The 16,842-nt window shown below is 69.1% G+C and carries 13 protein-coding genes and 1 riboswitch; of the genes, 2 read left to right on the top strand and 11 right to left on the bottom strand.

Going from position 1 to position 16,842, the window contains the following annotated elements:
- Window positions 1–49: 49 nt before the first annotated feature.
- A riboswitch (cyclic di-GMP riboswitch) is annotated at window positions 50–138 on the bottom strand.
- A 68-nt stretch (window positions 139–206) separates the two neighbouring features.
- The 9 genes from BP05_RS04190 to BP05_RS04150 form a co-directional block, all read right to left on the bottom strand.
- Complete coding sequence (locus BP05_RS04190) at window positions 207–1,604, bottom strand: AgmX/PglI C-terminal domain-containing protein (RefSeq protein WP_496360799.1); 1,398 nt, start codon at window positions 1,602–1,604, stop codon at window positions 207–209.
- 10 nt (window positions 1,605–1,614) lie between these two features.
- The gene (locus BP05_RS04185; protein WP_496360797.1) at window positions 1,615–2,121 is read right to left on the bottom strand and encodes an ExbD/TolR family protein; all 507 of its coding nucleotides are present in this window, start codon (window positions 2,119–2,121) and stop codon (window positions 1,615–1,617) included.
- Entirely contained in the window at window positions 2,118–2,624 is a 507-nt protein-coding gene (locus BP05_RS04180) for an ExbD/TolR family protein (protein WP_496360795.1), read from the bottom strand. The genes BP05_RS04185 and BP05_RS04180 overlap by 4 nt, the downstream gene beginning before the upstream one ends.
- Window positions 2,625–2,646: 22 nt before the next feature.
- Window positions 2,647–3,315 (bottom strand): MotA/TolQ/ExbB proton channel family protein, encoded by a 669-nt coding sequence (locus tag BP05_RS04175; protein ID WP_496360793.1) that lies wholly within the window; start codon window positions 3,313–3,315, stop codon window positions 2,647–2,649.
- 75 nt (window positions 3,316–3,390) lie between these two features.
- Entirely contained in the window at window positions 3,391–3,768 is a 378-nt protein-coding gene (locus BP05_RS04170; protein WP_496360791.1) for a hypothetical protein, read from the bottom strand.
- Window positions 3,768–4,415 (bottom strand): tetratricopeptide repeat protein, encoded by a 648-nt coding sequence (locus tag BP05_RS04165; RefSeq protein WP_496360789.1) that lies wholly within the window; start codon window positions 4,413–4,415, stop codon window positions 3,768–3,770. The genes BP05_RS04170 and BP05_RS04165 overlap by 1 nt, the downstream gene beginning before the upstream one ends.
- Window positions 4,399–7,572, bottom strand: coding sequence for a tetratricopeptide repeat protein (locus tag BP05_RS04160; RefSeq protein ID WP_496360787.1), 3,174 nt, complete (start codon window positions 7,570–7,572; stop codon window positions 4,399–4,401). The genes BP05_RS04165 and BP05_RS04160 overlap by 17 nt, the downstream gene beginning before the upstream one ends.
- The gene (locus BP05_RS04155; RefSeq protein WP_496360785.1) at window positions 7,569–9,608 is read right to left on the bottom strand and encodes a tetratricopeptide repeat protein; all 2,040 of its coding nucleotides are present in this window, start codon (window positions 9,606–9,608) and stop codon (window positions 7,569–7,571) included. Before BP05_RS04155 ends, BP05_RS04160 begins: the two co-directional genes overlap by 4 nt.
- Window positions 9,609–9,614: 6 nt before the next feature.
- Window positions 9,615–10,127: a hypothetical protein gene (locus BP05_RS04150; RefSeq protein WP_496360783.1), complete on the bottom strand. Its 513-nt coding sequence runs from the start codon at window positions 10,125–10,127 to the stop codon at window positions 9,615–9,617.
- A gap of 624 nt (window positions 10,128–10,751) precedes the next feature.
- On the opposite strand from BP05_RS04150, the gene BP05_RS04145 reads away from it, so the two are divergent.
- Window positions 10,752–11,786: a LacI family DNA-binding transcriptional regulator gene (locus tag BP05_RS04145; protein ID WP_496360781.1), complete on the top strand. Its 1,035-nt coding sequence runs from the start codon at window positions 10,752–10,754 to the stop codon at window positions 11,784–11,786.
- 16 nt (window positions 11,787–11,802) lie between these two features.
- On the opposite strand, the gene BP05_RS04140 is transcribed toward BP05_RS04145, so the two are convergent.
- The gene (locus tag BP05_RS04140; protein ID WP_496360779.1) at window positions 11,803–13,509 is read right to left on the bottom strand and encodes an alpha-amylase family glycosyl hydrolase; all 1,707 of its coding nucleotides are present in this window, start codon (window positions 13,507–13,509) and stop codon (window positions 11,803–11,805) included.
- Window positions 13,510–13,517: 8 nt separating this feature from the next.
- Window positions 13,518–15,038, bottom strand: a complete 1,521-nt coding sequence (locus BP05_RS04135; RefSeq protein ID WP_496360777.1) for an MFS transporter — start codon at window positions 15,036–15,038, stop codon at window positions 13,518–13,520.
- Window positions 15,039–15,196: 158 nt separating this feature from the next.
- Between BP05_RS04135 and BP05_RS04130 the strand changes: the two genes are divergently transcribed.
- On the top strand, window positions 15,197–16,813 hold the full coding sequence (locus BP05_RS04130; protein WP_496360775.1) for an alpha-glucosidase family protein: 1,617 nt from the start codon (window positions 15,197–15,199) through the stop codon (window positions 16,811–16,813).
- Window positions 16,814–16,842 lie beyond the last annotated feature (29 nt).

The raw sequence follows: 16,842 nt of genomic DNA, 5'->3' as shown, positions 1-16,842 counted from the left end.
GAAGGTCCTCACGCCGGGTGGGCGAGCTTGCTCGCTCCCTGCGTGGGGCTTCGGCGGTCCCGCTACCACGGGCGCAGTGCGCCCGACAGGCCGGTGACTTTGCGTCGCCACCTTTCGGTGGTTTTGCCTTTGTCGTTTTGTTGCGTGTTGCGTTGGACGCGCGCCCCCGGGCGTCGCCCCGGGGCACGCGCTGCATCGCGATGGCTTCAGCCAGCCGGCAGGAAGTTCATCGGGTACACGATCGTCACCGCCGGCACGTCCTTCGCGCCGAAGTTGAAGCCCTTCACCCTTGCGAGGATGTCCGCGATCAGCGCCGGCGCTTCCATTTCCGACGACTTCAGCTGCGCCATGGACACGCTGCCATCGGGTTCGATGGTCAGGCGCAGCACCACCTTGCCCTGCAAGGTCGCGTCGTTGCGCAGCTCGCGCTGGTACAACCGGTACAGCGCGGACTTGTGGCGATCGAAGACGACCTGGATTTCCTCGTCCGAGCGGCCGCCGCGCTTGGCGCTGCCGCCGGCGGCCGAATTGGCGTTGGCGGCTACCGCGTTGATGCCGCTTGCGGCCCGGGTCAGCGCCGTGCCCTTGATCGCGCCGCGCTCGCCGCTGCCGCTGCCGAAGCCGCGGCTCTGCGCCGCGAGGTTGATGCCGCTGCTGCGGCCCGGCGTGCTGCCGGTCAGCATCGCGCGCTCCGGACGTGCCTCGCCGGTGTCGTTGCTGAGCTTGGCGGCATGGCCGAGTTCGGCGACGGCCGGCAGGTCGTCGACGGCGGTGAGCGCGTCCTTGAACGCGAGGATGCCCTGCGGCTTCGGCGCCTGCGGCGTCGGCACCGGCCGCGGTTCGGCCTTCGCGGTGTCGGTGCGGGTTGGCGTCGGCTTGCGCTCGGTGCGCTTTTCCGGCCGGGTGAGTTCCGGCGGCGGCGGCGGGGCCTTCTCCAGCTTCTTCGCTTCCGGGATCACGGTGACCACGCGCTCGGGCAGCTTCTCCGGCTGCGCCAGCTGCTCCGGAATGCTGATGAAGGGCAGGACGATCGCGATCACCAGCCACACGCACAAGGCGATGGCCAGACCCTTGCGCGAGCGCCGGTCTTCCTCGCCGCGCATCCACAGCATGAGGTGCGGACGGGCGCGGCTGGTCTGCAGCTCGCGCTCGACCACCCATTCGTTGTGCTGGCGCTCGACTTCCTCCTGGTGCTCGAAGGCTTCGTCTTCCAGCAGCAGGAGCTGTTCGTTGTGTTCGCTGATGCCCTGCACCAGCAGGCTGCGGCGCGACTCGACCGCGTCGATGCGCGCGCGCAGGGACGCCGCCCGGCCGCGCGCGCGGGCGATGTGTTCGGCCCGCTCGTTCTTCCCGGCCAGGCCGTCCCAGAACAGCTCGGCGCCGTAGGCTTCATCCAGCTCGTCCAGCGCGGTGCACGCGCGCTCGAGCAGGTGCTGGCGAACGCGGTCGCCGATGAGGTTGTCGAGCTCGGCGTCGACGGCCGAGAGGTCCTGCGCGAGTTCGTGCAGGCGCGCCCGCGCCTGCGCGATGCGTTCGTCGAGCGGAGCCGCCGCGGCGGCGGCGTCCTGCAGGGCTTCCGGTTCCATGGCGTTGGTATCGGTCATGGGTCCGCCCTCAACCGCCGCCCGGCGCGCTGCCGCCGGTCTCGAGCACCGCCAGCGACAGCTTGTCGTACGCGGCCGCGGTGCAGGTCGTCATCACCTTGCGGATCACCTCGTACGGCAGGCCGCGGTCGGCGAGCACGGTGATCTCGCGATGGGCAAGCGCGGCCTGCTGCGCGGCGCCGGCCTTGGCGGTCAGCGGGCGCGACAGGTATTCGCGCAGGGGCTCGATCAACGCGGCCTTGGGGTCGCGGATCTGGTCCATGGTGGCGATCACGTCGCCCTGCACCAGCAGCATGTCCTTGGTGATCGTCACCACCACCGTCTCGGCGGGCTTGGCTTCGGCGGTCGACAGCGGGATCTGCACGTCCTTCGCGTTCTGCACCACTTCGACTTCGGTCGAGTAGATCAGCAGGAACGCCACCATCACCGACATGATGTCGATCATCGGGATCAGGTTGAGTTCCGGCTCCTCGCGCCGCTTGCGGATGGCGCGGAACGGATTCAGGGACATCCTCATGGTGCGTCTCCCACGGCGATCTTCGGGAACATCGAGATGCGGCCGCGCTCATCGGGGGTGGCGGTGAAGCCGTGGGCTTCGGCGGTGGCCTTGTCGGTGCTGCGGATCGCGTCCATCACCTGCACCAGGTAGTCGTACTGCACGTCCGGCGCCATCAGCACCGAAGCGGTGTCGACGTCGACGTGCTGGCCCTTGAGGTTGGCGGCCATGAGCGTGAGCTGCTTGAGCGGATAGGCACCGTGCTCCTGCGGCAGCACGGCGATGGTCTCCTGGCCGTTGGTCAGCTCCAGGCCGTCCTTGCGCACCATCACTTCGAGGCGGAAGGTCGGCTCGGTCGGCTCGCCGGCGGCCGCGCTCGGCAGGTCGAGCTGGATGATCGAGATGCGCGAGAACACGGCCGTCATCAGCAGGAACGTGATCATCACGCTGAAGATGTCGATCATCGGCACGAGCATCAGCTCGGCCGGCTTGGCCGGCGGCTTGCGACGTGGCATCAGGCCCATGGCGTTTCTCCTGTGGCCCGACTCAGGCGGCCCGGATGTTCTGGACCGAACCCTGGGCGGCGCGGCTGGTGCGCAGCGTCAGGACGTTGAGGTACTTGATCGCGGCCATTTCCAGGCTCTCGACCAGGTTCTGCGTGCGCGAGGTCAGGAAGGCGTGCATGAACAGCAGCGGCACGGCGGTGCCCAGGCCGAACGCGGTGCAGTTCATCGCTTCGGAGATGCTCGCCGACAGCAGGTTGGCCTTTTCCGCCGGATTGGCGGTGGCCACCGCACTGAACGCGCCGATCAGGCCCGAGACGGTGCCGAGCAGGCCGACCAGGGTCGCCAGGTTGGCGAAGGTGCCCAGGTAGTGCGTGCGCTTTTCCAGGCGCGGCACGATTTCCATGATGCCTTCCTGCATCGCCTTCTCGACGTCGTCGCGGCGGCGCACCGCGCCCTGCATCGCCAGGCCCGCGCCCAGCAGGCGGCCGAGCGGGTTGTTGTCGTCGCCGACGATCTTGCGGGCCTTGTCGAAGTCGCCATCGTTGAGCGACGGCTCCACGCGCGCCCACATCGCGCGGGTGTGCCGCTGCGCCTTGAGCAGGGTGACGAAACGCTCGATGGCGATCGCCACGCCGACCAGGCCGATCAGCAGGATCGGCAGCATCATCGGACCGCCCGCCTTGAAGAAATGCGCTATTGCTTGAAACATGTCAGAGCCCTCGCTGGAAAGTTCGCTGGAAAGTTGGCTGGAGAAAGGCCGGCGGAAAACCGGTGCAACGTCGACTCACTCGCCGTCCGGGTCGGCGATCAGTTCGTAGTAGGAGAGCTCGCGCAGGAACACGTCCTTGTCGACGGGCTGGGTGCTGTCATCGAGCAGGCGCGAGATGCCCGGCGCATCGGCGAGCTGCGAGCTCTTCCAGGGAACGATGACCAGTTCCTTGGGCGTCTCGTCGTTGCCGAGGATCGACAGGCCGGACATCACCATGTCGCCGGCGGGCGCAGGTTTCGCCTTGCCTGCATCGGTCCTGGCTGCACCCGCCTTGCGCGCAGCGGCCTTGTCCGATGGCTCGCCCGCGACCGCATGCGGCGCAGGCTCGGCGGCGGAAGCCGTCATCGGTGCGAGCGCCAGACCCAGGCATAGACCCACGATCAGGTAACGCATCACTTGCCTCCCTTGCCGGCGCGCGCGCGCGCGCTGGCGATCCAGCCCGCGACCTGTTTGTCGTCGGGCACGGCCTGCTGGTAAAGGACGTAGTTGTCGAGCGCGCAGGCGGCGTCTTCGAGGTAGAGGTCGCACAGCACCGCGAGGTTGAGCCGGGCGAAGTGGAAGCCCGGCGCGGCGGCCAGCGACTTCTCGTACGACGCACGCGCATCGGCCAGCTTGCCCTGGCGGCGTTGCACCAGGCCCAGCTCGTTCCATGCGATCGGATGTTTCGGCTGCAGCTCGAGCGCGCGCTTCAGGCTCGCTTCGGCCTTGTCCAGTTCGTTGAGCTTGCCCTGGGCGATGCCGAGGTCGATGTACGCCGCGGTGAGCCTGGGCTGGCGGGTGGTGATGTCCTGCAGCAGCGCGATGCCCTCGGCATAGCGCTCCTGCGCGAGCAGGCCGGCGGCGCGCGCGTAGTCGGCGCGCGTCGTCCCGTCGACCTTGGCCGGTTCGACGATGGTGAAGCCGGTGTCGCTCACGTTCACGCCGGGCGACTCCTTGCGCGCCGCCATCGCCGTCGCGGCCACGTAGACCAGCGCCAGCGCGCCCAGGCGCAGGGCGTGGCGGCTGGCGCGCCGGTAGTGCGGGTTATTGCGTGCTGACATCGGCGTCTCCGGTGTTCGCGGGGGCCGCGGGTGCGGCGTCGGCGGCTGGCGCGGGCGCGGGCGCGGCGGGCAGCTTCGTCGCCGGCTGCACGTACTCGAAGCGTTCGGCCTGGCCGAGGAAGCCCGTGCTCGCCTCGGGCCGTGCGTAGCGCGCCGGCACCAGCTGCGCCAGGCGCGCCAGGCTCTTCTCGATCCACGGGCTCTGCACGCCCGCTTCCAGCAGCTCGAGGTTGTTCTGGTGCAGGCCGATGGCCTTTTCCTCGAACGGGAACGCCATTTCGTCGAGCTGGTCGTTGTAGTCCTGCAGTTCGTCGCCCTTGAGGTTGCCCGGGCGCTCGGACGCGTTGAGCGACTGGCTGAAGTTGGCGTACACCTCGCCCATGTAGAACGTGGCGGCGGCGGTGACGTCGCCCACTTCGTACGGCACCAGGGTGTTGAAGCCCTTGATGGCGTCGGCCATCGCCTTCTGCTTGGCCGCCATGCTCTTCTCGAACGGCAGCTTCAGTTCGATCGCGGCGAAGCGGGCGTACAGCGGTTCGGTCAGCACCAGCGCGGCGCGCCCGGCCAGCGTGCGCGTGCGGCTGGTGCGCTCGCTTCCGGCGCTGGCGTCGAGCTGCACGACGTTGTGCAATTCGGCGCGATAGCGCGCGTCGTCGCCGCGCGTCCGGTGGATGTCGGCCATGCGCTGGCGGGTTTCCACCGCATCGGCCACCGGCTTGGGAAACTCGCCGACGTAGCGGGTGTACACGGCGAGCGCACGGTCGAGGTCCTTCGCATCCTCGTGCAGCTTGCCCGCCAGCAGCAGGGCCTCGGCGCGCAGCTTCGGGTCGGTGGCTTCGTTGGCGACGCGTTCGTATTCGCCGGCCGCGCCACGCAGGTCGCCGGCCTGCTGGAAGGCGCTGGCGATCTGCTTGGTCGCGTCCTTCACCAGTTCGTGGCTGGGGTTGTCGCGGCGGAACTCGTCCAGCACCTGTGCGGCGGCCTTCCAGTCCTGCAGGCGCATGAGCGCGGCGCCCGCGTCGTACTGCGCGCCGGCGCGGATCTTCGAGGTCGGCGCCGCCTGCTTGATGCGCAGGAAGTGGTTGGCGGCGGCGCGGAAGTCGCCGGCGGTGTTGGCCGCCTCGCCCTGCTTGTAGATCGATGCCGCAAGGTTCTCGACCAGGTCGGCGCGGGCGGCATCCTCCGCCGGCAACGTCGACAGGACCTGCGCATAGGCCTGTTCCGCGGTGGGGTAATCGGCCAGTTCGAACGACGCATGCGCGACCACGGTCCAGGCCGAACGCTGCAGCTCGCGCGAGGCGGACGGGAACTTCGCCAGCAGCTTGCGGCCGGCCTCGCGCGCGGCGGCGTGGTCCTTCAGGTCGTACAGGTCCTGCGCGGCGGCGACCAGCACCACCGGTGCCTGCTCGTGCTGGGGGAAGGTGTCGGCGAAGCGCAGGGAGCTGGCGACGGTGGCGCGGCGCGCGGCGTCCTGCGCGGACGCGTCGACCACCTTGAGGTTCTCGCGGTGCGCGAAGATCGCGGCGTAACCGGCGGCCGCGGCCTTCGCGTGCGTCGGGTAGTCGTACGCGGTGCGTTCGTACTGTGCGGCGGCGCGGCCGAAGTCGCCGTTCTCGCGCAGCAGGTCCGCGAACTGGTAGTTCGCCGCCGGCGCGGTCGGGTCGTCGTGGAAGGAATCGAGGAAGTCGCCGTACCAGCGCGTGGCCTCGGCGAAGCTCTGCGGTTTCTCCTTGGCCAGGCTCGGGTCCTGGTAGCGCGCGTGGTAGTAGTTCGCCAGGTCCATCAGGTTGGACTTGAGCGCGGCGACCACTTCCGGCCGCTCGCCGATGGCCTGGTGCTGCCAGTACTCGGACTTCAGCCCGTAACGCGCGGCGAAGTCACGCTTGGCGTCCACCACCAGCTGCGGGAAGCCGCCGGCCTCGTAGATGCCGATGGTGCGCAGGCTGAAGTCCGGCGAGGTGGCGTGGAACGGATAGAGCTTGACGAAGTCCTGGTAGACCGTGGCCGCGTCCTGGTACCGCTGCTTGGACAGGTAGAACTCGCCCAGGTAGCGGTAGGCGTGGTCCTCGTAGGGACGGTGGCCGAACTCGGCGAAGTATTCGCCGATGGCCTCGGGGCCGCCGAGGTTGGAGAACGACAGCGCGATGACGTTGAAGGTGTCCTCGACGCGGCGGTCCTCGGTCGCGGTGTGCTTCGCGCCCAGGACGTAGCCCTTGGCCACCTTGTGGTCGATCAGGGCGAAGTAGCGGTGCAGGGCCTCTTCGAACGCGCCCTGCTTGTAGAACGACCAGCCCAGCTTGAACAGCGCCGGCTCGTAGAACTCCGACGCCGCGCCCTTGGCCACGACGCTCTGGTACGCGCCCTCCGCTTCGCGGTACTTGCGGTGCACGAAGAAGCTCTCGCCGCGACGGAACTGCACTTCGTCGGCCAGCTTGGAATCCGGGGCTTCCTTGACCAGCTGCTCCATCACCGCCATGGCGTCGTCGGGACGGCCCAGCTCGTCGTAGGCGCGCGCCTTCTGGTACAGCACCTGGTCGCGGTAGGCGTAGTTCGGGAACTCGGTGAGCAGCTTGTCGTAGAGCTTGATCGACTCGAGCGGGCCGGACTCGGCCGCGGCCACGCCGGACGTGCTGGCGGTGGCGATGTCCTGGCCTTGGGTGGCGCGCTGTTCGACCTGGCGCTCGATGTCGGCCGGCGCGCCGCTCGCGGCGGGCCTGCCCGCGGAACGGGTGGCGGAAACCCTGCCGACTTCCGGCGCCGCCGGCTGCATCGGCCTGGCGCCAGCGGCAGTGGGCGCGGTCGCTGCGGACGCTGCCGAACTCGCCGCGGCGGGCGCGGACGGGGTGCGCGCGGCGACGCGCTCGTCGGCGCGGTCGACCACGATTTCCGTGGTGCCGCGGACGCCGTATTCCTTCTCCAGCTGCAGGTCGGCGAGGCGGCGCATCGCTTCCGGCGTGAGGTCGCTGGCCGGCGTTTCCTGCAGGAAGTGGCGGTAACCCTGCACCGCTTTCTGCAGGCCGTCGTCGACGCGGACGTCGGTGGTATCGGGCTGCACCCGATGCAGCGTGGCCAGCGTGCCGGCGCGCTGGGAGTGCGCGCATGCGGCCAGCAGCGCGACCTGTACGGCGATCACGCCGGTGCGAAGACGAAGCTTCATTTGCCCTCCCCGGCCGGCTGGCCCGGCGCTGCCGTCGCGCCCTGTGCCTGGCTCGCGCGGTCGTAGCTGTCGGCGACGGCGTAGCGCGCCTGGGTCTGGTACGCCTTCAGGCGTTCGGCGCGGGCGGTGAGTTCCTCGATGGCCACCGCTTCGATCAGCGCGCCCTGCTGCTTCTGCAACTGGCCCACGCGCGCGAGCGCGTCGCGCACGCGGTTGCGCAGGTCGCGGATGCCGTCGTCGTAACCCATGTAGCTGTGCACGCTCGCCTGGCGCGCGCGCACGAACGCCTGGTAGCGCTCCTGCAGCGTGGCGATGTCCACGTCCAGCGCCTCCAGGTGCGCGTGCGCGTCACCCAGGCGATCGGGGTACTGCGTGCGCAGCGTCCAGGTCAGCGCGCCGCGCAGGCGTTCGATGCGCGCCATGGGCTGCGCGCGCTGCGCTTCCGGCAGGCGCCTGATGGCCGCTTCGGTCGCGTTGATGCGATCCAGGGCAATGCGCTCGTCCGCCTTGGCGAGCAGTTCGGCGCGCGGCCTGGTCAGCTGGTCGTGGAGGCGGCGCGCGAGGATGTCGCGCTGCTCGCTGCGCAGCCGGTACTGCGCGTCCAGTTCGCGGAACTGCGCGTCGACGCCCGGCAGCAGCGGTTCGTAGTAGTCGTGGCGGTGGCGGATGACGTCGTCATAGGCGTCGAAGCCCGTCTGCCAGGATTCCAGCTTGCGGCGCAGGTCCTCGAGGTCGAGGTAGTTCTGCAGCGCCGTCTGGAAGTCGTGCGACGCCATCAGCTTGGTGAGATAGAAGGTTTCCGGCGCTTCCTCGAGGCCCCGCAGCTTCACCACCCACAATGCGTCCTGGCGGATCTCCTCGCGCGCGAGCGCCTCGAGGAAATGGCCGTCGCGCACGCTCTGCGTCGAGAACTCCAGCATCTCCAGCTCTTCGCCGAAGGACTTCAGGGCCTCGTCGTAGAGCACGGCGGCGCGGCCGTGCAGGTTGAGCTTGGCGTAGGCGTGCGGCAGGGCGAGCTTGGCTTCCTGCACGGCGCTGTCGGTGGATTCGCGCGCGGCCAGGAGCTTCCACGGCACCAGCGCGCGCTGGTAGTTGCCGGCCATCGCATCGGCCCAGCCGGCACTGAGCAGCGCCTGGTTGGAATACGGCCCTTCCAGGCTGACGCGGTCGAAGTAGCGCTGCGCGCTGGCGTAATCCTTGGCCTCGAGCATCAGCCGCCCGAGCACCATGTTGGCCTTGTCGCGGATGGCGACGACGGCCTTGGAATCCTTGCGCCCGGGCTCGCCGGCCTTGGCCAGTTGCTGCTGGCCTGCTTCGGTCTTGCCGTCCTGCAGCAGGGCGATGCCGTAGTTGTAGCCGGCGAATCCTTGCAGTCCTTCCGCGCCCAGCAGCTTCTTCAGCACGGCCGCCGCCTCGGCCGGCTGGCCCATGGCGAGGAACGTGTTGGCGCGCAGGAATTCGATCTCGTCGCGGATCTGCTCGGGCACGTCGCCATGAATGCGCTCGAGCGCATGCATCGCATCCTGCGGCTGGCCCTTCTGGAAGTGGATGCGCGCAAGCCGATACGCCGCTTCGTTGCGCACCGCATCGGCTACGTCGGCTTCCAGCACCGCGGTGATCGCGCGGCCGGCGCGGTGGTGCATGCGGTAGTTGAGTTCATAGTCGCCGACCGAGAACTCGGCATCGCCGATCAGCGGATACAGCGAGTCCTGTGCCTGGTCGTCGACGCGGTAGTGCTGGGCCAGTTCGGCGTCCAGACGCTGCAACGCCTCGAACCAGTGCCCCTGGTGGGCGTAGTAGAGCGATTCGCCGAAGTAGGGATCGCGCGCACCGTCGGCCAAACCCGCGCGGGTCGCGTCCTTGCCGCCTGCTTCGCAGGAATGCAGCCACGGCAACACCGCGCGTGCCACCGCCGACACCCACGAGGACGCGCAATGCGTGTCGGCCGGCGAATCGGTCTCGGCGGCCGCGCAGGGATGCAGGCCCGACAGCGCGGCCAGTGCGACTCCCAGGGCGATGGTGGACGCGCGACGCATCGGCTCTTACCAGCCCGTGCCGCTGATGGAGTCGCTGGACACGGTCACGCCGACCAGCTTGGGCTTGATCTCCTTGGTGAAGGCGACCGTCTGGCTGCGGCTGTAGTCCTCACCATTGGCGCGCTTGCCGCTGACCGTCACTTCGAGCTGGTGCTCGCCGCTGGCGATGTTGCCGCTGTACAGCCGCTGGACGCCCCCCTTCTGCAGCGCTTCGAGCTCCTTGAAGCTGTAGATGTAATGCGCGGCCGGCTGGCCATCGACCTTCACGTCCACCGAGTCCAGGCGCAGCGTGTCGCCCCTGGCGAGCTGCACGAAGACCGCGAAATGGGTGTCGGACGGGTACAGCAGCTTCTCTTCGAGCTGGCTGAGCTCGGCGGAGATCGACAGGACGTCGGACTTGACCTCCTGCACCTGCTCGTCGAGGCCCTTCATCTGTTCGCGATAGCCGTCCTGCGCCCATGCATGGGTGCAGGCCACCGCCAGCAGCAGCGCCGTTGCGCGCAAGAACATCTTCTTCATGCAACCCCCTCGGAAGTTCCCGGCCACGCGGACGCACTTCCCCATGCAGCCGGAAACGCTCCGGTTGCAGTGGTTTCGCCACGTGGATTTTTTGTTCCCCAGTCCGGCGACGTGGCGCGGCAATCGTTGGTGATTGCGTTGCGCCTGCTTTCGTTATCGACCGGTTAAAGCGGAGGCGATTAGAGCAGCGGGCGCGCATTCAGCAATGAGAAGTGCATTGCAGATCGTTGACGCTGAAGGTCAGAAATCGCGGATGTTTGTCGGAAACCGACGCGCGCTCTCAAGCCAAGTGTGACGGCCTGCTCCGATCGCCATGCGCGCGACTGCGGAACTGACGTGGAGCGGCACGCGTGGCTGGCGCCATGCCGTCGTGGTCGCTGCGTGCAACGTTGCGGCGCAGATGCGCCGGCTGCGGGTGGGCCCGCGCTCGCCTCGGGCGAACGCCTCGATCCGAGGCATTCGGCCCGATGCGCAGGACGCACACGCGTGGCATCGGCCCCGCCCGCGATGGGGTCGCAGCGCGCCGCGCGTGGCCAGCAAGCGGTGTCCGCGCGGCCGCGCGCGCTTGGTAGGCCCCGCGGCTTTCGGACTACACTCGACCGTTCCCGCCGCCGTCCGCTCCGCATGCGCAGCAAGAAAACCCGCGCCACGTCCGTCGATATCGCCCATCGCGCCGGCGTTTCGCAGGCGACCGTTTCGCGCGTGCTGCGCGGCAGTCCGCTGGTGAACCCGGAAACGCGCCAGCGCGTGATGGAAGCGGTGCGCGAGCTCAACTACAAGGTCGACCACCGCGCCTCGAGCCTGCGCACGCAGCGTTCGGGCACCCTGGCGCTGCTGCTGTTCGAGGACCCGACCCCGGACGAATCGCACATCAACCCGTTCTTCCTGTCGATGCTCGGTTCGATCACCCGCGCCTGCGCGCGCCACCGCCACGACCTGCTGGTGTCGTTCCAGCAGCTGTCCGACGACTGGCACGCCGATTACGAGGACAGCATGAAAGCCGACGGCCTGATCCTGCTCGGCTACGGCGACTACATGACCTACCACAGCAAGCTCGAGCAACTGGTCGAGCAGGGCACGCATTGCGTGCGCTGGGGGCCGGTGCTGCCGGACCAGCCGGGCATCTCGATCGGCTGCGACAACTTCCGCGGCGGCCAGCTGGTCGGCGAACACCTGGTCGGCATCGGCCGCAAGCGCGTGGCGTTCCTCGGCAATGCGTCCAACCGCTCGCCGGAATTCTTCGACCGCTACCGCGGCTGCGACGCCGCGCTGCAGAAGGCCGGCGCCTCCATGCACGCCGACCTGCAGGTGGACGCGGAGAGTTCCGAGGAGGCCGGCCACGCCGCGGCGATCACGCTGATGGAACGCGGGCGGCCCTTCGACGCGGTGTTCGCGGCCAGCGACCTGATCGCGATCGGCGCGATGCGCGCGCTGACCGAGCACGGCCGCCACGTGCCGTGGGACGTGGCGGTGGTCGGCTTCGACGACATCCCGATGGCGCGCTTTGCCAGCCCGCCGCTCACCTCGGTGATCCAGGACACCACGCGCGCCGGCGAACTGCTGGTGGAGACGCTGCTGAAACAGGTGCGCGGCGAGCCGGTCGACAGCGTGATGCTGCCGCCGACCCTGGTGGTGCGGCGCTCGAGCAGCGTCGGCTAGGCCACTCCCGCGACGTTCAGCCGCGCGGGTGTGCGCCGGTGCGCGCGCGCGCCAGTGCCGCCTGCAACTGCGGCTGGGTGACGGCGGCATCGAGCAGGTAGACCTCGACGCCATGCGCCGGCACCGTCGCGGCCAAGCCGCGCCCGTTGGCGACGTCGACGTCGGTGCCGGCGATCGCCGCGTGCCAGCGTCCGGGCTGGAGCAGCTCCTTGACCTCGAACCCCGCCGGCGCATCGCCCTTGTTGAGCAGCACCAGCGCGATCTGGTGGATGTCGCCCTGCTGCAGCACGCGGTAGAACGCGGCGCGGTCGCCCTGCATCAGCACGTTCACCTGCAGGCCACGCTGCAGCGCGGGCGTGTTGGCGCGCAGGTTGCCGATCCGCCGCAGCGCCTGGTAGATCGGGCTGGCGGGCGCGGCGGCGATGCGTTCCTGGCCGAAGTAGTTGCGGTTGCCGGCGTGCTCGGCGGTGCCGCGTTCGAAGCCGGTTTCCGAGCCGTAGTAGATGACCGGGATGCCGCGCGCGGTGAACAGGAAGTTGTTGGCGTCGATGAAGCCGGCGTCGCTGGCGTCGAGCCGCGCCATGTCGTGGTTGTCGTAGAAGGTCATCAGCTCGTACGGGTTCTGGTACGGGCCGTCCTCCAGGTACAGCCGCTCGGCGATGCGCTCGAAACCGCCGCCCTGGCGCCCGAACACCTGCGCCACGCGCTCCTTCAGCGGGAAGTCGAGCACGCTCACGCCCGCGTTGCGCGGCAGCGTGTGCGCGGCGATGGTGGCGGCGTCGTAGTCGAACGCCTCGCCGAACATGAAGAAGCCCGGATGCTTCTGGCGGATGCGCGAGGTGAACGCGTGCCAGTACGCATGCGGCATCCACGGGATGGTGTCGATGCGGAACGCGTCCGCGCCCTGGTCGATCCACTGCGAATACGCGCCGACGAAATACTCCAGCACGCGCGGGTCGTTCTCGTTGATGTCGGAGAGCTGGGCCAGGCCGGGCTTGCGGTTGTAGAACGCGTGCAGGGGATTGCGCGGATCGAGCTGCTCCGGCCGCAGGTTCTGGTGGTCGGCGACCAGCTTGCCGTCGCGATCGTAGATCTCGCCGTACTTGGGCTGGTCCTGCGGCATCGTGTAGGCCGGCGAGCCGTGGTTGCAGACGATGTCCAGCACGGTCTTGAGGCCGTTGCGCCTCAGGCCCCTGGTCAGCCCGGCGAAGTCGAGGCCGGCGCTGGGCAGGTGTTCGTCGAGCCTGTAGAAGTTCACGCCCCAGTAGCCGTGGTAACCGGTCTTGCCCTGGTCGGTGAACATCGCGCCCCACTTCACCGGATCGCCGCCGGTGAAGGCCTCATCCGGGTTGTCGACGATCGGGGTCACCCACACCGCGCCGAAGCCCATGTCGCGGATGTAGCGCGCGTTGTCGAGCAAGCCCTTGAAGTCGCCGCCGAGGTAGCCGACGTTGTCGCTGCGCCCGGCCGGCGCGCCCGGCACCGGACGATCGAAGCTGTGATTGGGACCCGCCGCCTGGTCGCGCTGGTCGTTGCCCGGGTCGCCATTGACGAACCGGTCGGTCAGCACGAAGTACACCGCGTCGCTGGCGAAGGGCTCGGTGGTGCCGACGAAGTCGCCGGCCGCGGCGGCGCGCAGCGCGGTGCCATCCGGCGGCGGCGCGTCGCGCGTGCAGCCGGCAACGAGCAGGGCGCAGGCCAGGACAATCGTGCGGCGGTTCATGCGGGCGCTCATGGCGTGGCCGGGGCGACGGCGACCTGGCGTGCCGGTTCGCGCACGCGCAGCACGCACAGGCCGGCCACCAGCAGGCTGATCCCGCCGATCACCAGCGCGTAGATCGGCTGGCTGCCGAAGAACAGCTTGAGCAGCACGCCCAGCAAGCTCGCCGCGACCAGCTGCGGGATGACGATGAAGAAGTTGAAGATGCCCATGTACACGCCCATCTTCCGCGCCGGCACGCTGTCCGAGAGGAGCGCGTACGGCAGCGACAGGATCGAGGCCCAGGCGAAGCCCACGCCGACCATCGACAGCAACAGCCACTGCGGATCGCGGATGACGACGAACGAAAGCAGGCCGAGCCCGCCCAGGGTCGCGTTGACCAGGTGCGAAACGCGCAGGCCCCAGCGCTTGACCATCCACGGGATCAGCACCGCGGCCAGCGCGGCGAACCCGTTGTACGCGGCGAACAGCACGCCGACCCAGTTCGCACCTTCGTTGTACGCCGCCGAGGTGGTGTCGGTGCTGCCGTAATGCACGCCGGTCACCGCGCCGGTGGTGTAGATCCACATCGCGAACAGCGCGAACCAGGAGAAGAACTGCACGACGGCGAGCCGCACCATGGTCGGCGGCATGTCGTGCATGTCGTCGATGATCTGGGTGAACGCGTTCTGGCCCTGCAGGAAGCTGCGCACGAGGAACGCGAGCCCGAACCCGACGAACAGGCCGGCGAAGATGAGCAGGGCCTTGTCCAGGCCGTACGCGAGCACGGCGGCGATGCCCGCGCCGCCGATGGCGATGCTGGCCAGCGCCAGCATGCGGATGCGCGACGCGTCGCGTCGGCGCGGCTGCAGCACGGGCGCCTCGTCCCAGGCCTGCAGGGTTTCCGGCGGGTACTCGCGCGTGCGCAGCACGGTCCAGCCGATCGCCGCCAGCAGCACGGCGCCGCCGGCGTAGAACGCGTAGCGCACCGTGTCGGGCACCTGCCCGGCGCCGGCGGTATTGGCGACGCCTACCTTGGCCAGCAGCCACGGCAGCAGGCTCGCGACCACCGCGCCGACGCCGATGAAGAAGCTCTGCATCGCGTAGCCGGTGGCGCGCTGCTTCACCGGCAGCTGGTCGCCGACGAACGCGCGGAACGGCTCCATGGAAATATTGATCGATGCATCGAGCATCCACAGCAGCCCGGCGGCGATCCACAGCGACGGCGAGTTGGGCATGAAGAACAGCGCCAGCGACGTCAGCAGCGCGCCGGCCAGGAAGTACGGCCGCCGCCGGCCCAGGCCCGTCCAGGTGCGGTCGGAGAAATGGCCGACGATGGGCTGCACGAGCAGCCCGGTGAGCGGCGCCGCGATCCACAGCATGGGAATGTCGTCCATGCTGGCGCCGAGGGTCTGGAAGATGCGGCTGACGTTGGCGTTCTGCAGGGCGAAGCCGAACTGGATGCCGAGGAAGCCGAAGCACATGTTCCAGATCTGCCAGAACGACAACTGCGGCTTCTGGAATGCATGGCCCTGCATGTCGCTTTGCTTCATCTGGCTGCCTCTATCGATTGCGGCACGCATGGTAGTCAGCGCCCGCACTGCACAATGAAATGTAATCGTATTCAAGCATGGCCATGGCAAAACGCCCGCTCGTCCGGGCGTGGGCCATGGAATAGTCGCGGCTCTGAGGCAATTGGGGCCGGGAGCCGATGGCAACGAACCGCTGGTGGCGTGGCGCGGTGATCTACCAGATCTACCCGCGCAGCTTCCTGGACACCAACGGTGATGGCGTCGGCGACCTGCCCGGCATCGTCGACAAGCTCGACTACGTCGCCAGCCTCGGCGTGGATGCGATCTGGATCTCGCCGTTCTTCAAGTCGCCGATGGCCGACTTCGGCTACGACATCGCCGACTACCGCGACGTCGACCCGCTGTTCGGCACGCTCGCCGACTTCGAGCGCCTGCTGGCCAAGGCGCATGCGCTGGGCCTGCGGGTGATGATCGACCAGGTGCTCAGCCATACCTCGATCGAGCATGAATGGTTCAAGCAGAGCCGCGAGAGCCGCGACAATCCGCGCGCCGACTGGTACGTGTGGGCGGACGCGCGTCCCGACGGCACGCCGCCGAACAACTGGCTGTCGATCTTCGGCGGCGTGGCGTGGAAGTGGGAGCCGCGGCGCGGCCAGTACTACCTGCACAACTTCCTGTCCGCGCAGCCGGACCTCAACTTCCACAATCCGCAAGTGCGCGCGGCGACGCTCGACAACGTGCGCTTCTGGCTGGACAAGGGCGTCGACGGGCTGCGCCTGGACGCGATCAACTTCTGCTTCCACGACGCGCAACTGCGCGACAACCCGCCCAAGCCGGCCGAGCTGCGCACCGGCCGCGGCTTCAGTCCCGACAATCCCTACGCGTTCCAGTACCACCACCACAACAACACGCAGCCGGAGAACCTGGCGTTCCTGGAGGAACTGCGGGCGCTGCTGGACCGCTTCCCCGAGGCGACCACGCTGGGCGAGATCTCCTCGGAGGACTCGCTCGCGACGACCGCGGAGTACGTCAACGACCAGCGCCTGCACATGGGCTACAGCTTCGAGCTGCTGACGGACGACTTCAGCGTCGCCTACATCCGCGGCACCGTGGAGCGGCTGGAAGCCAGCATGACCGAGGGCTGGCCGTGCTGGGCGATTTCCAACCACGACGTGCGCCGCGCGGTGACGCGCTGGGGCGGCGCCGACGCCAGCGATGCATTCGCCGCGCAACTGGTGGCGCTGGTGTGCTCGCTGCGCGGATCGGTATGCCTGTACCAGGGCGAGGAACTGGGGCTGCCCGAAGCCGACGTGCCGTACGAGGCGCTGCAGGACCCGTACGGCAAGACGTTCTGGCCGAAGTTCAAGGGCCGCGACGGCTGCCGCACGCCGATGCCGTGGAACGTGACGCCGCAGGCCGGCTTCAGCGACGGCAAGCCGTGGCTGCCGATCCCGCCCGAGCACCGCGATCGCAGCGTCGCGGTGCAGGAAGCCGACGCGCGTTCGGTGCTCGCCGCCACGCGCGCCTTCCTGCGCTGGCGCCAGGCGCAGCCGGCGCTGCGCGAGGGCGCGATCCGCTTCCTCGACACGCCCGAGCCCGTGCTCGCGTTCGTGCGCGAAGGCGCGGGCCAGGCGCTGCTGGTGGTGTTCAATCTCTCCGCGAACGCGGTGGCGTGGCCGTTGCCCGCGGGCATGCGGGCGCAGGCGGTAGCCGCGCCCGGCGTCGTCAACGGCCACCTCGAAGGCGGCACGCTGCAGCTGCCGGCGCATGGCGCCTTCTACGCCACCGTGGGTTGAGGCGGCGCGCGCGGGCGCGACGCCCCGGA

Source organism: Lysobacter oryzae DSM 21044, from assembly GCF_059568595.1.
This window is presented reverse-complemented; position numbering and strand designations above follow the sequence as displayed.

Bases quoted from the DNA above. Each gene is read 5' to 3' on its own strand.
- BP05_RS04130 (WP_496360775.1), top strand. From the start codon at position 15,197: ATGGCAACGAACCGCTGGTGGCGTGGCGCGGTGATCTACCAGATCTAC.
- BP05_RS04150 (WP_496360783.1), bottom strand. From the start codon at position 10,127: ATGAAGAAGATGTTCTTGCGCGCAACGGCGCTGCTGCTGGCGGTGGCC.
- BP05_RS04155 (WP_496360785.1), bottom strand. From the start codon at position 9,608: ATGCGTCGCGCGTCCACCATCGCCCTGGGAGTCGCACTGGCCGCGCTG.
- BP05_RS04135 (WP_496360777.1), bottom strand. From the start codon at position 15,038: ATGAAGCAAAGCGACATGCAGGGCCATGCATTCCAGAAGCCGCAGTTG.
- BP05_RS04145 (WP_496360781.1), top strand. From the start codon at position 10,752: ATGCGCAGCAAGAAAACCCGCGCCACGTCCGTCGATATCGCCCATCGC.
- BP05_RS04175 (WP_496360793.1), bottom strand. From the start codon at position 3,315: ATGTTTCAAGCAATAGCGCATTTCTTCAAGGCGGGCGGTCCGATGATG.
- BP05_RS04160 (WP_496360787.1), bottom strand. From the start codon at position 7,572: ATGAAGCTTCGTCTTCGCACCGGCGTGATCGCCGTACAGGTCGCGCTG.
- BP05_RS04180 (WP_496360795.1), bottom strand. From the start codon at position 2,624: ATGGGCCTGATGCCACGTCGCAAGCCGCCGGCCAAGCCGGCCGAGCTG.
- BP05_RS04190 (WP_496360799.1), bottom strand. From the start codon at position 1,604: ATGACCGATACCAACGCCATGGAACCGGAAGCCCTGCAGGACGCCGCC.
- BP05_RS04140 (WP_496360779.1), bottom strand. From the start codon at position 13,509: ATGAACCGCCGCACGATTGTCCTGGCCTGCGCCCTGCTCGTTGCCGGC.
- BP05_RS04165 (WP_496360789.1), bottom strand. From the start codon at position 4,415: ATGTCAGCACGCAATAACCCGCACTACCGGCGCGCCAGCCGCCACGCC.
- BP05_RS04185 (WP_496360797.1), bottom strand. From the start codon at position 2,121: ATGAGGATGTCCCTGAATCCGTTCCGCGCCATCCGCAAGCGGCGCGAG.
- BP05_RS04170 (WP_496360791.1), bottom strand. From the start codon at position 3,768: ATGCGTTACCTGATCGTGGGTCTATGCCTGGGTCTGGCGCTCGCACCG.